The sequence below is a fragment of the Rhodococcus sp. NPDC060176 genome, from assembly GCF_042728675.1.
GTDB lineage: Bacteria > Actinomycetota > Actinomycetes > Mycobacteriales > Mycobacteriaceae > Rhodococcus_F.
Window position 1 is genome coordinate 352132 of the sequence record NZ_JBHWYS010000001.1, and the last position, 13987, is coordinate 366118.

The 13987-nt window shown below is 62.3% G+C and carries 10 protein-coding genes; 1 reads left to right on the top strand and 9 read right to left on the bottom strand.

Translation table 11 applies throughout. The features are described 5' to 3' along the window. Window positions 1-75: 75 nt before the first annotated feature. The 8 genes from ACFWEM_RS01615 to ACFWEM_RS01650 form a co-directional block, all read right to left on the bottom strand. On the bottom strand, window positions 76-969 hold the full coding sequence (locus ACFWEM_RS01615; protein WP_378530544.1) for a hypothetical protein: 894 nt from the start codon (window positions 967-969) through the stop codon (window positions 76-78). Between the two features lie 46 nt (window positions 970-1015). Beyond that, window positions 1016-2788, bottom strand: a complete 1773-nt coding sequence (locus ACFWEM_RS01620) for a sulfite reductase subunit alpha (RefSeq protein WP_378530546.1) — start codon at window positions 2786-2788, stop codon at window positions 1016-1018. Between the two features lie 34 nt (window positions 2789-2822). Continuing rightward, entirely contained in the window at window positions 2823-8291 is a 5469-nt protein-coding gene (locus ACFWEM_RS01625) for a glutamate synthase-related protein (protein WP_378530548.1), read from the bottom strand. 182 nt (window positions 8292-8473) lie between these two features. After that, complete coding sequence (locus ACFWEM_RS01630; RefSeq protein ID WP_378530550.1) at window positions 8474-9517, bottom strand: ParB/Srx family N-terminal domain-containing protein; 1044 nt, start codon at window positions 9515-9517, stop codon at window positions 8474-8476. A 168-nt stretch (window positions 9518-9685) separates the two neighbouring features. Beyond that, on the bottom strand, window positions 9686-10546 hold the full coding sequence (locus tag ACFWEM_RS01635) for a 3-hydroxyacyl-CoA dehydrogenase (protein WP_378530552.1): 861 nt from the start codon (window positions 10544-10546) through the stop codon (window positions 9686-9688). Between the two features lie 18 nt (window positions 10547-10564). After that, window positions 10565-11176 carry a TetR/AcrR family transcriptional regulator gene (locus ACFWEM_RS01640; protein ID WP_378530554.1) on the bottom strand — a complete coding sequence of 204 codons (612 nt, stop codon included), beginning with the start codon at window positions 11174-11176 and terminating at the stop codon, window positions 10565-10567. 84 nt (window positions 11177-11260) lie between these two features. Next, complete coding sequence (locus ACFWEM_RS01645) at window positions 11261-11857, bottom strand: hypothetical protein (protein ID WP_378530556.1); 597 nt, start codon at window positions 11855-11857, stop codon at window positions 11261-11263. A gap of 4 nt (window positions 11858-11861) precedes the next feature. Then, entirely contained in the window at window positions 11862-12320 is a 459-nt protein-coding gene (locus ACFWEM_RS01650) for a hypothetical protein (protein WP_058038394.1), read from the bottom strand. 101 nt (window positions 12321-12421) lie between these two features. Here ACFWEM_RS01650 and pip point away from each other — a divergent pair, with 101 nt between their 5' ends. Then, window positions 12422-13381 (top strand): prolyl aminopeptidase, encoded by a 960-nt coding sequence (gene pip, locus ACFWEM_RS01655; protein ID WP_378530558.1) that lies wholly within the window; start codon window positions 12422-12424, stop codon window positions 13379-13381. Here the strand turns inward: pip and ACFWEM_RS01660 are convergent. Then, window positions 13369-13971: a TetR/AcrR family transcriptional regulator gene (locus ACFWEM_RS01660; RefSeq protein ID WP_378530560.1), complete on the bottom strand. Its 603-nt coding sequence runs from the start codon at window positions 13969-13971 to the stop codon at window positions 13369-13371. The two genes, pip and ACFWEM_RS01660, sit on opposite strands and share 13 nt — an antisense overlap. Between the last annotated feature and the right edge of the window lie 16 nt (window positions 13972-13987).

Here is a 13987-nt window from a genome sequence, read left to right on the forward strand (position 1 = left end):
AAGGCTAGGCTTCGGCCATCCTGTTTGGTTATCGCGGTACGCCGATTTCTTACACTCGATCAGCAGCTGTCGGTGTCAGGACGCGGCCGAAATCGAACTCATGACGTCTTCCCACACACCCATGACCGCGGATTCGGTTGGGCCAGTCTGAGTGAACACGGCTACGCACTTGCGGCGGAAGTCGTACACCTCGATCGAACTGGTCAGTCCGTGAACGCCGTGGGCACGGGTCAGCCAGCACTCCGAGACGCCGTTCAGATCGATCATCGTCCGGCAGGTGTCCGACGCCAAAGTCAACGTCCCCCCGAACATCGCTGCGGCGTCGAGATCGCCACGGTGGATCTGCAGGCAACCGTTGCCTGCGACGACGGTCGTGACGGGCAGTTGGTGGTAGGACAGGTGCTCCATCCCGGCAGCCATGAGGTGTGGATCGATTCGCCGGTAACCGAGGGCGCCCAGAGCGACCAATCCGCTGCGGCGTTCGCTGCCGCCGTCCACGAGGATGAAGTCGAGCTGTGTCAGTTGATCGGCTTCGGCCCAGAAAGCGGGTGTATTCACTGACTGGACGGGAGGGCTTGTCTCCCTTGCAGTCTCCGGTGCGGCTCGCATCGCCTCGAAGGCGAGACGATCTGACGTCGGGGTCAAATAGGTGGTGTGTGAACTGGATCCGTGGGTATCGAACATCCGAAGTGTTGGCGGGAGGTACTGCTCTGCGTCAGTGGTCACCACCGAACCGAGGGCGGAAGTGTTCAAACGCAGAGAGACAAGTCCGGGCGTGCAGACCAGTGGATCACCGGGAAACGTGGGACCGGCGTACTTGCCCGAGTTGTTGACAGCCACCGGCCCCGCAACGGTGATGGCGACGACGTCGCCTAAGAGTGGCAGCAATTCGCCGACTATCGCGGGTGCAGTGTCGATCAGACCACCGCGGAATCCTGGACGCGCAAGCAGCACGTCCAGGTCCGACATGCGCGCCAAAGCTGCACAACGACATTCGCCACGGTGCGGGCACATCTCAGTAGACATCCCGTAGGTACCGCTTCGATCGTTTGAGGTTGTTGACGTAGTCCTCAGCGGCATTCGCATCCAATCCGCCGTGCTCGGCGACCACCTCGTGCAACGCGTCGTCGACGTCCTTCGCCATCCGCGTGGCGTCGCCGCACACGTACACGTGCGCGCCCTTTTCGAGCCAGGCGAACAACTCCCGGCCCTGCTCGCGCATGCGGGTCTGGACATAGATCTTCTCGGATTGATCGCGCGAGAAGGCCAGATCGAGACGCGTCAGGACGCCGTCACGGGTCAGCCCGGTCAACTCGTCCTCGTAGATGAAGTCGCTCGACTGATGCTGATCACCGAAGAAGAGCCAATTCTGCCCCGACGCTTTGCGTGCGCGACGCTCGTGCAGGAAAGCACGGAAGGGAGCGATTCCGGTTCCCGGGCCGATCATCACGACGGGAGCAGTATCATCCGCGGGTAGGCGGAACGAATTATTCTTGGAGACAAAAACTCCGACCCGATCGCCCTCGGAGACACGATCTGCCAAATAGGTCGAGCAGACGCCACCGCGATCCCGCTCGCCGGAGCGGTAGCGCACACTCGCTACCGTCAGATGCACGGTGCCGTCGTGGGCCAGCGGACTGGACGAGATCGAGTAGACCCGATGCTGAAGCGGACGCAGGAGAGCAAGAAACTCTTCGGGATTCATCCGAACGCTGCTGTCCAACCGCAGGAGATCGAGAACGTCCTTGCCCCACAGCCACGCGTCGAGCGCTTCCCGATCTTCGGTGTCGAGAATTTGTTGCAGTTCGGCGTCTCCGCTGCGTCGGGCGATGTCGTCGATCAAATCGCGCGAGGGAATCGAGATCTCGTAATCGCTGGTCAACGCCTGGTCCAACGCTGCGGAAGAGCCGTCTTTCGCGGTGACGACGTAGTCACTGCTGACACCGAGCTGATGGATGATCGCCTCGACGAGAGCGGGGTCGTTGATCGGGCGGATGCCCAATCCATCTCCGGCCTCGTAATCCAGACCGTCCTCGCCGAGTGCAAAGGTGACGTGGCGGACTTCCTTGGCGGAGTCCTCGCCGGACAACAGTCGGTTGTCGAGGACTGTTGCAGGATACGGGTTCTTGCGTGTCCATTGGGACTTGGTCTTCGTCGGAGCAGGCGCAACCGGCGAGACAGCCGCCCCCGCATCACCGTCGACGCCAGCCACCGCAGCGACTGCACGAACGATCCACTCGGCAGCGGCATCCTCGTAGTCGACGTCGCAATCGGTGCGGTCGACAACCCTGGTCCCGCCGAGCGCTTCGAAGCGGGCGTCGATGTTCTTGCCCGACTGGCAGTAGCCGTCGTAGCTGGTGTCACCGAGCGCGAGCACGCCGAAGTAGAGACCGTCCAATCTGGGTGCACTCTCGGATTCGACTGCTTCCCAGAACAGTTGCGCGTTGTCAGGCATTTCGCCCTCGCCGTACGTCGAGGTGATCACCAGTAGCCGGCGCATCGCCGAGAGGTCGCCTATGTCCACGGTATCGAGGCCGGCGACGAGCGGTTCCAAACCGTGGGCACGGGCAGAAGCGGCCACGTCCTCGGCGACGGACTCCGCATTACCGGTCTGGCTTCCGAAGAGGATGTGCACGGCTGCGCCAGCAGTTCTCTCCACTGTTGCTGTTGCAGTACCGGTTTGACCGGGCATGACGGTTCGTGAGTGTAGGCCGGCCAGGAATCCGGAAAGCCACGCGCGCTGGTCGCCGGTGAAGGGTGCGTATTCGGGGATGTACGGAATTTCCATGATATGAAGCTCACCTACGTTCGGGGGGAGGAGGTCAGGAGACCAGGTCGGGGATCGCACGCGAGGCGAACAACTCGTCGAAGTTCGGCAGCGATCCGAGCTTGTCCCGGTTCTTGTTGTCTTGAAACAGAATCCACCCGTACGTCGCTGGGCTGTCCATCGCCAGCACGTTGCGCAGACTCAACGCCTGCTTGTAGTCGTCGACCCGCTTGGCTGCAATCAGCGCTGCCAATTGTTCGTCGTCGTAGCCGGCCAGAATCTCTTTCGAGTACTTGACCAGGTGCTGGACGAGTGCAAAGTCCTCGGTCAGCACCAGGTTGCGGGCAGCTTTCTGCAGCGTCGGATCGTCGAGTCCGGACGCGCCCGGCGTGCGGGCGGCGGCGAGTTGTTGCGCAAAGTGAAGCACGGTGTACTCACTGAGCAGCGCATACATCGTCGCAGTATCGGTCTCGCCGTAGCCGGGGACCGCACCGCCCAGTGCAGGGCGCCCGTCGCGCACAGCGAGTTTGAACGTGCGAACCTGACGTGCTGCGATGGCGGACGCCAATTCTTCGAGAAGTTCCTTGTGCGTTTTGGCAGCCAGGATGGCGTCGCTGTCCTGGTAGAGCATCAGCGCCTTGGGCATCGCGTAGACAAACGAGTGCTGTTCGACTTCCCAGTTCTCGAGCAGCCGGGTTCCGAGCGCGGATCCCGTTGCCTCCACATGCAGTTCGAGCAAGAGTTGCACTGCGTGGTTGTGGACGGCGGCAAGAGGGTCGGTCGCAGCGGTGATCGAACCCAGTAGCACGGAATCGGTACTTGCTCGCAGTGCCAGTTCGCCGCGAGGGTCGTACTGATAGAAGAACCCGCCACTCATGCCGTTGCCGACGCCTTTGCCGAACTCGCCGAGATTCACGACAGCACCGTTTGTCATGTATTCGCCGGCGAAGTCGCCGACACCTTCGACGACAGCACTGGCGCCGGAGTTGCGGACCGCAAAGCGATCGCCTGCTTCACCTTCGACGAACACTCGTCCACCGGTGGCGCCGAAGAGCGCGAAGTTGCCGATCAACACGTTGCCGCCGGCGTCACTGGAGCCGCCGCCTGGGCTGCGCACGGCAATCACTCCGCCGCTCATGCTCTTTCCCACACCGTCGTTGCACGTCCCGGTGTGCTCCAGGTGCATGCCGTCATTGCAGAATGCGCCGAACGAGAGGCCAGCAGATCCAGTCGTCAGGACGCGCACGCTGCCTGGAGCCAGATACCGTCGCCCGCGCTCGTCGGTCAGTACTCCCGGAGCGAGAAGTCCGGCCGCTCCGTAGTTGAGTTCACGTTCGAGGTCGACCGCCAACTGCCCGCCGACACTCTTGTTCCGGTTACCCAGGCGCAGTGCACCTTCGGCGAATTCGGGTCCGGACACGGTGACCGAGGCCTCGCCGCGGTCGAAGAGCGCCGCGCGAACCTCGTCCATGATCTTCTCGTCGAGCGCGTACTCGCGCTCGAGGTACACGGGATTGGCGATAGTGATGTCCGGCGCCGACGCGAACATCGCGTCCAGGTTCAGATTTCCGACGATGGACGGGTGATCGATCAGATGCAGGAGATCGGTTCGGCCTCGCGCCTCCTGAAGGGATCGCATTCCCAGATTTGCCAACAGTTCCCGAGTTTCGTGGGCGATGTTGAGAAGGTACTGCGCCATGGCGCGGGGATCGCCGTCGAACAGTTCCGGGTTGGTGGTCAGTCCTGCCGGGCACTTGATGTTGCAGTTCTTGGCCATGACGCAGCCCATCATCATCAGCGCCGACGTACCGAACTCGAAGCTGTCCGCGCCGAGTAGTGCAGAGGTGATGATGTCGCTACCGGTCTGATGCGCGCCCGAGCATCGCAGAACAACCTTCTGGCGAAGGCCGTTGGCGCACAGAGCTTGATGGACCTCGGCGATACCGACCTCCGCCGCACGGCCCGCGTACTTGAGGCTCGTGACCGAGGCAGCACCGGTGCCACCGGTGTTTCCGGCGACATTGATGACGTCCGCGCCGGCCTTGGCAACGCCGACGGCGATGGTGCCGATTCCTTCCGAGGACACCAACTTCACGATCACTCGGATCCGCGCTGCTTTGCAGTCGTGGATGAGCTGAGCGAGGTCCTCGATGGAGTACGTGTCATGGTGCGGCGGTGGAGAAACCAGTTCGACGCCGGGCGTTCCGCCGCGGGCCGCAGCGATGTCGACGGTGACCTTGGCGGCCGGAAGCTGTCCGCCCTCACCGGGTTTTGCGCCCTGGCCGAGTTTGATCTCGATCTCTTCGAGCATGGGGTCGGCGAGGTATCCCGCCCAGATTCCGAAGCGGCCCGATGCAAACTGCTTGATACGCGAAGCTCGAATTGTGTTGTAACGAGACAGGTGTTCACCACCCTCGCCGCTGTTGGACATCGCGCCGACCATGTTCGTGCCATGTGCGACGGCTTCGTGTGCCGGAGCATTGAGAGCGCCGTGACTCATGGCTCCCGACGCCAACTTCGGGGTGATGTCGCTGGCACTCTGTACTTCGGAGAGTGGCACGCCTGCCGGTGCGACCCTCAGCTTGGACAGGAACTCTGCCGCAACCCCGGTTGCCTTCAGCACCAGATCCGGCGCGGTGGCTTCGATGGTGACGTCGTCGGCAAAGGCGGCGGAGAGAGCATCGCCGAGTGCTACCACCCGAGCGGCGTCGTCGGCCAGGGGACCGTCCAGGCCAAGCGTGTACCGGTCGTCTGCGTCGGATTCGCACTGGATACCGCGCATCACGATCGTCTTATTGCCGCGCACCGAGAATCGGCTTATCTGCTCGGTGAACTCGGCTGTCGTCACTGCAAACGTGACATCGGCGGGAACGGAGATGACGTCGCGCAACGCGGCGGGACGACGCGATCGTTCCGCAGCCATCACAGTGGAAAAGTCTCGGTACCCGGCGGTGATGTCGAAGTCGTCGATCTGCTCGGTGGTCAGTCGGTCGAAGCTCGTCGCCCGGTATGCCCCGGCGTCGAGGCGGAAGGCGTCGTCGAGCCGTCCGAGGGGAAGGAGACGCAGAGCCTCGAATTGTTCTGTTCCCGAGGGGCTGTCGAACGCGATCTTCTCCTCGGTGAGCTCGACGTACTTGCGGACCGCGGTGGTACCGAACGAATGCCCTGCGCCGTCTGCACGCTCCTTGAACAGGCCGAGCAGTGGCAGGTCCTTCTCACCCCCGACTTCGCTCGCACGCTCGTGCCACTGCTTCGAGGTCACCGCAACCGTCTCGAATCCGACGCCGCCCACCGGTGACTTCATGTTGGGGAACCACTGGCGCAGAACAGGGTCGGACGTATCGAGGAAGTTGGGTTCGAAGAATTCGCCGCCGATGTAGCTCTCGACGGTGCACAAGCCGACGCGTCCCATCGTCTTCATGAGGGATTTTTCGGCGGCCTTCGCGAAGCGCCGGAACGCGGCATCCGGGTCGGCCGCGAACTTCTCCTCGGCTCGCAGCTGAACGGACAGCGGGTAGACGGCGGAAGCGCCGAATCCGAGCGCAGCCGCAATGTGGTGTGAGGACTCGATCTGGCCGCTCTCCACGATGAGCGAGACACGCAATCGCAGGCCTGCGTCGATGAGGCGCTGGTTCAGTGCTCCGACGACCATGATCGCGGGAAGTGCTGCACGCTCGTGAGATACGTGGCGGTCGGTCAGGACTGCGATTCCGCCCTGCTCGGCCGCGAAAGCCACAACGGCGTCGCCGAGTGCGGTCATCGCGTCGACCATCACCTGCGCGTCACCCTCGGCGGGGTAGAGCATTTCGAAACGGCGGTGCGGCGTGTGGTTCTGCTCGCGGATCTTGAGCATGTCCAGATGCCCGAGGATCGGTGACGAGATGACGATCTGCTTGCCTTGTCCGGCCGTCATCTTCGCTCCCAATGCGACCCGGAGAGTCATGCCGTCCGCCTCACGGATGCTGTCCAGCGGAGGGTTGGTGACCTGGGCGAATCGTTGCGAGAAGTACCGTGCCACACCGCCTTCACGGTCGCTGAACGCGTTGATGGCGTTGCCGTACCCCATGGCCGATACCTTCTCGGCTCCGTGCGTGAGCATCGGATCCATCAGGAATTTGAAACTCTCCTGATCCAGGGAGTACGCCATGTAACGCTGATGAACCTCGAAAGTGCCGTTGTAGCGCGTCGGAGAGCTCACCTTCTCCGCAGGTACGGCGGGAATGTCTTCGATCAGGATTCGCGAGTGCGCGAGCAGCGACTGGTAGTCACGCTGCGCGGCAATCTTCTCCAGAGCTTCACGTGCGGTGTAGGTATGGCGATCTCGATGATCGAAGTAGAGCATTCCGCCGGCTTCGACGCGGCCACGGTGGATCACCGTCTCGGGTGGGAATGCGATCTGACCGGCTTCGGAGAATGCGCATACGTAGTCGTGTGTCTCGATCGTGCGCAGTGGACGCAGACCGAGGCGATCCAGGCGCGCACCGATGATGGTGCCGTCGCCGAACACCAGCGCTGCCGGTCCGTCGTTCTTCTCCTCGTACAGCGAGAAGTACTCGAACATCGCCCGCACTGCGGGGGAGAGGGTGGTGTCGTTCTCCCAGGCCGGCGGCATCATCGAGACCACAGCCGTCACCAGGTCGACGCTGTCCTCGATGACGCGAGCTTCCAGAGTCTGATCGAGTCTGCAACTGTCGGACTGGCCGGGCGGACGGACGATCGCACGTCGTTTTGCGCTGGCGACTGCAGCTTCGGAGAGCCGATTCTTCTTGTCGGTGTTCAGTTCTCCGTTGTGAGCCATGAAGCGGAACGGCTGCGCCATCGTGGGATGCGGGTCCGTGTTGGTCGAAAATCGCGTGTGGAAGTACATCGTGTGCACCGCGTGATCGGGGTCGACCAGGTCGCGGAAGTACGGGATCACTTCGTCGGAGTTCAAGCGGCCCTTGAGAACCTGAGTTCTCGCGCTGAGTGAGAGTGGGTACAACCCGCGCAGCGCAGGCGTGTTGTACGCGATGGCTTCTATAGCGAGTAGAGCTTCGTGAACGAGGCGATCGACTACGGCAGGTTCGGGACGCGGAGTGGGGACCTCGAAGATCCACTGCCGGATCGGAAGCTGATGCACGATGGCGGCCGGCCGAATCGCCGAGTTGTCGACCGGAACGTCGCGCACTGCGAGAGTGGTGAATCCTCGGTCGAGTAGTTCGCGTTCCACCAGTGCGGCTGCGCGAGCATGCTGAGCGTCGTCGTCGGGAAGGAAGAAGTTGCCGACGCAGAAGCGTCCGGCGCGTAGGTCGGAGCGCCCGGTGACCTTGCGGAAGAACCGGAGGGAGAGGTCCACCGAGACGCCGCCGCCGTCGCCGACGCCCTCGGAGGACATACCGCCGCGGTGCGGAACCGAGCAGAGAGCTTCGCTGCCCTTGATCAGGACATCGTGGGTCTGCACGCCGTCCTTGCGCGTGATGAACCCGACCCCGCAACTGCTCTTGTCATTTGCGGGGTCGTACAAACCGACGATGGACGTGCTCACTGCAGCAACCTTCTCCCTGTCCTGGTTGCCCGGAGATTGTTCGACCGGGCAGATACGACGGTATGTATTCCGTCAGGGCAGGGCGTCGCTGCTTCGATGAAGCGGCACCCGAATGGGATCAGACTACTGAGTAGAGGCTTACCTTAGTCAAGTCTGTTGGGTGTGACTTGGATCCGAGCAGGTCAGAGGGTTGCTTTGTAGGCAAGTGCGTAAGCGATCTTGCCCGGCTTGTCGTCGGTGTACGGCTTCGACAGCTTTGCGAACTCTCCCTTGGACTCGGCTTTGCCGTCGTTCCAGGCCGACAGGACGCCAAGATCGGTGGACGTGAACCCGCTGTCGACGACGGCATCGCCCGTCAACGCAGTCTGTGCTTTGGTCACCGACTTCACGGTGCTCAGGTAGCTGGAGAGATCGTCGCGATTCCAGTTGGTGAGGTCGACGGGCGCGGTGTCGCGGACCCACGCACCCCAGTAGAACTCCTGGAAGGGGATCGGGCCTGCGGCAAATCCGATGTCGCGGGAGAAGTACATCAAGCTGCGGTACTTGTCGTCGGCGAAGTTCGCCAGGCCGACGCTCTTCGGCAGGGACTGGACCGGCACCTGGTTTCCGTCGACGTCACGCGACCAGACCCACTTGTTCTTCTCCATCTCGGTCCAGAAGGCACCTTCACTCAGGCCGCTGAGGTTGCCGAGAACTCGAAGTCGCACGTGAAGGTCGGGACCCCCGTCTGCCGTCTCGATGAAGGACGTGAGGGTGTGGTGGCCGTCGGTCAGGTAGAGATCGCCGCGGGGGCCGACGACCACGGTCTTCATGGGTGCGATGCTCTCGGCGGTTTCCTGACCGACCGGGAGCTGGCAGGTGAAGGACGACGGGTCCTTCAGCGTCGACGCCGCAGTGGCGGTCGCGGCCTGGATCTGGCCGTTCGCCTCACACCAGTCGTCGAACTTCTTGTTGATCGTGTCTTTTCCGAGCGTGTATCGCCCGAGCTTGTAGTACACCTCGTCGTAGCCGAGGGAAGGTTGCGTCGCGTGAACGTCGCCGATGCGCACGTCCAGGAGATCACCTTCCTTGGCGCACAGGTACTCCGAGCCACCGGCGGAACCTGAGAACGAACCGGTGGAGATGCCGCCACACGCGAGGGGAGCGGCGACGGCGGGTGTGCCGGCCAGTGTTCCGGCACCGAGCAGTGCCAGTGTTGTGAGTGCCGAGATGACGGAACGACGCATGTGGGGATCTCTCCTGAGAATGGGTTCGCACGTGAAGAAGCTTGCGTCACAATCGCTCAGGGTGGTTTCGGACTTACTGACAACAGACGTCCGCGCGGTGGCTACCACGTGAATTCACGTCGTAGCCACCGCGCGGTGAGCCGGTAAGTCGGTCAGCCCTGCAGTCGGTCAGCCCTTGTAGTTGTAGAAGCCCTCGCCGACAGCAACGCCGAGCTTGCCTTCGTCGATGTAGTTCTTCTTGATGTAGTCGGCGAATTCGCGCTGCTTCTCGCCGCCCTGGGAGGAGATGTTGTAGACGGTGGTCAACCCGACGACATCCATGATCTGGAAGGGGCCGAACGGGGCTCCGGTGCCGATGCGCCAAGTCTTGTCGACCATGTCGGGATCAGCGATGCCGTCGATCAGCAAGTCGGAGGCCGCGTTGAGGAGCGGGACCAGGAGCGAGTTGAGTACGTAGCCCGCCTTCTCCTTCTTGAGTTCGATCGGCACCATGCCGATGTTCTTCGCGAACTCGACGACCTCGCGGTACACGGCGGGGTCGGTGGACTCGGTGCCCATGACCTCGGCAGTGTTGTTGACCCACACGTGATTTGCGAAGTGCAGTGCGAGGAACTTCTCGGGGCGGCCGGTGAACTCCTTGAGGTCGCTCGGCAGAAGCGTCGAGGAGTTCGTTGCGAACACGGTGTGCTCAGGGGCTACTGTGGCGAGCTTCTCGTAGGTGTCGCGCTTGATGGCGATGTCCTCGGGAATTGCCTCGATGATCAGATCGGCCTTGGCGACGGCTTCGGCGAGATCGTACGAGTACGTAATCCGTTGCAGCGCTTCGTCGGCCTTGCCGTCCTTGGCGCCCTCGACGTTCTCGGCCTTGTAGGCCGCGGCCAACGAATCGAACCGAGTCTTGGCCTTCTCGATGACCTCCGCATTGATGTCGTACGCGACGACGTCGAAGCCGTGGTAGGCGGTCTGATAGGCGATCTGCGAGCCGAGAACTCCGGTACCCAGAACGGTGATCTGCTTCAGTTCAGTCATTTTCGATCCTCAATCCTTTTAGGTGGGTAGTCCGGCAAGGGTCAATCGGACCTGTGCGGCAACGATGTTCGTGAGCTCGTCTGCCGTGATCCGGTCCAATGCCGCGCGGGCTATTTCGAAGTGCAGCACGTTGGAAATCGTTCGCGCTGCAGTGGTGGTTCGGGTGGGGTGGTGGGGGTGACCCTCGTGCAGGATTTGTGCAATCCGCGTTTGCAGGCGTTGCGAGAGTTCGAGGCCTTCGGCCCGGAAACATTCGCTGGGCTCGCCGAACAGCACTTCGCGTTGGTAGATGCCGGTGTTCTCGTCGTTTCGGCGACTTGCGATCAGCAGGGGTGAAACAAGCTCGAGCACACGGTCTTCTGTGCCCGTCGACTTGGCCTCACGCTCTTCTCCCAGTTCGATCTGCTTGCGGTACTCCGCGTTGTACACCATGAGAAGTAACTCGGCTTTGCTTGCGGCGTAACGAAAGAGTGTGCCGCCGGCTACATCGGCGCGGTCGGCGATTTCTTGAGTTGTGACCGCGCTGTAGCCCTTTTCCGCGAACAGTTCGGCCGCGGCGTCGAAGATGCGTGTCTGCTTCTCGAGCTTGTTGCGTTCGCGACGGCCCAACTCCTGGTCCTGCTTCGTCATCCCGCTCACCTCGCTTCATTTCGGATCACGCTCATAAATGAGTCTACTCCGAAATGTGGGTGGGGTGGAGTCTCCTCCGTCACATCACCGCAGTCCGCTGACCCAACCGGCGAACACGTCGGAGAAGACGTCCGCTTCGCACGCATGCGCCGATTGGGGGTAGGCGCACTCCGGGTATCCGGCGACGACGGTGGCAAGTTCGACGTTGCAACACTGTGCCAAGAGGCCACGCAGGAGATCTGCAGCCGACCAACCGGCAACGGATACCGCAGGGATCCCCTCTTCCTCGTAGACCTTCACCAGATCGGCGTGTCTCCAGGACAATTCCTCGGCTACCAGTGCATCAGGGTTGAAAGACATGGCGCGGTCGAGTGATCCGCGCAAAAGTGAGTGTGGATCGTCCTCGCCGCGAAGCCTGGTCGCGAGATCGGCCGGCGCCTTCTGCATGACGAACATCCAGGGTTTGCCGTCGGGAAAGACTCCGCCGAAGCCTGCCACGTTGAACGGTAGGTGGCTACTGAGAAAATCGGTCTCCACGTCGACGTGCTGATCGTCGCCCAGATGAATGAAGTGACCGGACGCAATCTCCTCGCCCATTGCCGGCTCGGCCCATGTGTTGTTCCACAGATCGGTCATCCGACTGCCTTCGGGAAAATCGAGTACCTCGAAGAGAAAACCCATGTCTCTACAACTCCCCGTCGAAGTGGGTGGTTACTCCACCGGTCAATCGAGAAACCGTCTGCGCCGAGGTCGCGAGGACGACTCGGCTTGTCTCGAAAGTCATCTCGTCGCGTTCGGTGTCCTCCGATTCGGGATCCTCGGCCAGTGAGAAGTCGAGTTCCACCTCTCGATCAGTGCTGGAACAGACCGAGATCATCAGCCCGAGTCGTTCGTCGGTGAACGACGGGAGCGAATTCTCGGGATGGAAGTCTGCGGCCGCGTGAAAGAAGAACGCCGCCAGTCGTTCGACAAACCCCTCGTCCGTGTGCCGGCTGAGGTACTGATTGAACCGATCGGGGCTGAGCAGTCCGACGTCGAAAACAAGTGTGGGCACGTCGGATTCGAAGACAGTGGCGGGAACCGCATGACTGCGAAGGAAGACCGCGGCGCCGCCGTACCCCGGCAACCTGAACCCGTCACGCATCTGGTGTACTCCCGTCGCAGAGGTGTCCTGTCCACGCTAGGCCATTGCCCGGCTGCGTGCTGCCTACTCGAGTAGGGGGCTTGATGGAAGAATCACCGCCTATGAGTGCTGTCCTGTACCCGCCTGTCGAACCGTACGAGTCCGGTCTGTTGGAAGTGGCGGATGGTCAGAGCCTCTACTGGGAGACCGTCGGGAATCCGACGGGTATTCCTGTTCTCTATCTCCACGGCGGTCCAGGTTCGGGATGCACCGTCGGTGCCAGGCGCTTCTTCGATCCCGAAGCCTTTCGCGCAGTTCTGTTCGATCAGCGGGGCTGTGGGCGCAGTCTTCCGCTTGCGAGCAGTCCGGACGTCGATCTGACCGTGAACACCACGGCGCACATCCTCGACGATATCGAGCGTCTTCGTGAGCATCTCGGTATCGAGCGATGGATCGTCACGGGACTTTCCTGGGGCGTCAGTTTGGGACTGGTGTACGCCCAGGCGTTTCCCGAGCGGGTGATCGCGATGGCCTTGGGCGCGATCACCGGCGGGACGAGGGTCGAAATCGAGTGGATCACCCGCGCCATGGGCAGAGTGTTTCCGCGCGAGTGGGAAGAGTTCGTCGCGCCGCTGCCGGTGGACGAGCGTGACGGAAACCTTCCCGCGGCATACGCGCGACTGCTCGCTGATCCGGATCCTGCTGTGCGGGAGAATGCTGCGTTGCAGTGGTGCCGTTGGGAAGACGTGCACGTGTCGCTGATGCCGGGGTGGACTCCGAGTGTTCGATACCAGAATCCGGACTTCCGCCGCGTGATGACCAGGCTGGTCACGCATTACTGGGGTAACGACTGCTTCCTGGCGCCGAATCAGATATTGGACGGAATGGACCGTCTCGCTGAGATTCCCGCGATTCTCGTGCACGGACGGTATGACGTTTCCGGGCCACTGGACACTGCCTGGGCGATCCACCAGCGGTGGCCGGGTAGTCAGTTGGTGGTGATCGACGACGCCGGGCATGGCGGTGGCGGATTCAACGAGGCAATCGTGGAAGCTCTGAATACACTGGCTCATTCGGTCTGATCGAGTGCCCCGGCGCGGGCCGCGGCGAGCGCGCCGGCAGCAGCACGATCGGCAACCGACTGGTCGACGGGTAGGTCGGCGACCAGCAGGCGATAGTAGATGGGGGCGGCGACGGCCGCCAGAAGATCAGCAGCTGAGACCTTCTCGGAGATCTCCCCGCGTTCGACCGCCCTGCGGACTACGATGTCTGCCAGTTCGTAACGTGCGGAATAGAACTCGCGCTTGAGTGTCGCCACCTCGGGCGTGCGGACGGCGTCCGAGAACAGTGCAGCCACCAATGCGCCGCCCGACTCGCTGGTCACCAGTGCGACTATCGATCTGGCCATCGCGCGTAGGTCGGATTCGATGGAACCGGTATCCGGGATGGGAACGGTGGTTGCCGACACCTCGACGGCAGTGTCGGCCACCAATTGGGCGAGCGTGCTCCACCGCCGGTAGATCGTGGTCTTGTGGACTCCGGAACGGGTGGCTATGTCCTCGATGGTCATCGCAGCGAATCCGCGTTCGGACAATTCGGCCGCGGTGGCTGCCAGGACGGCCTCGCGCACCCTGGCGCTACGCCCTCCGGGCCGCTGTGGTGTCGAGGTCATGGGCCAACCTTATCGC

What these genes read in the sequence shown, in the direction of transcription:
- ACFWEM_RS01615 (WP_378530544.1), bottom strand. Translation starts at nt 969, where the DNA reads ATGTCGGACCTGGACGTGCTGCTTGCGCGTCCAGGATTCCGCGGTGGT.
- ACFWEM_RS01620 (WP_378530546.1), bottom strand. Translation starts at nt 2,788, where the DNA reads ATGGAAATTCCGTACATCCCCGAATACGCACCCTTCACCGGCGACCAG.
- ACFWEM_RS01630 (WP_378530550.1), bottom strand. Translation starts at nt 9,517, where the DNA reads ATGCGTCGTTCCGTCATCTCGGCACTCACAACACTGGCACTGCTCGGT.
- ACFWEM_RS01635 (WP_378530552.1), bottom strand. Translation starts at nt 10,546, where the DNA reads ATGACTGAACTGAAGCAGATCACCGTTCTGGGTACCGGAGTTCTCGGC.
- ACFWEM_RS01640 (WP_378530554.1), bottom strand. Translation starts at nt 11,176, where the DNA reads ATGACGAAGCAGGACCAGGAGTTGGGCCGTCGCGAACGCAACAAGCTC.
- ACFWEM_RS01645 (WP_378530556.1), bottom strand. Translation starts at nt 11,857, where the DNA reads ATGGGTTTTCTCTTCGAGGTACTCGATTTTCCCGAAGGCAGTCGGATG.
- ACFWEM_RS01650 (WP_058038394.1), bottom strand. Translation starts at nt 12,320, where the DNA reads ATGCGTGACGGGTTCAGGTTGCCGGGGTACGGCGGCGCCGCGGTCTTC.
- pip (WP_378530558.1), top strand. Translation starts at nt 12,422, where the DNA reads ATGAGTGCTGTCCTGTACCCGCCTGTCGAACCGTACGAGTCCGGTCTG.
- ACFWEM_RS01660 (WP_378530560.1), bottom strand. Translation starts at nt 13,971, where the DNA reads ATGACCTCGACACCACAGCGGCCCGGAGGGCGTAGCGCCAGGGTGCGC.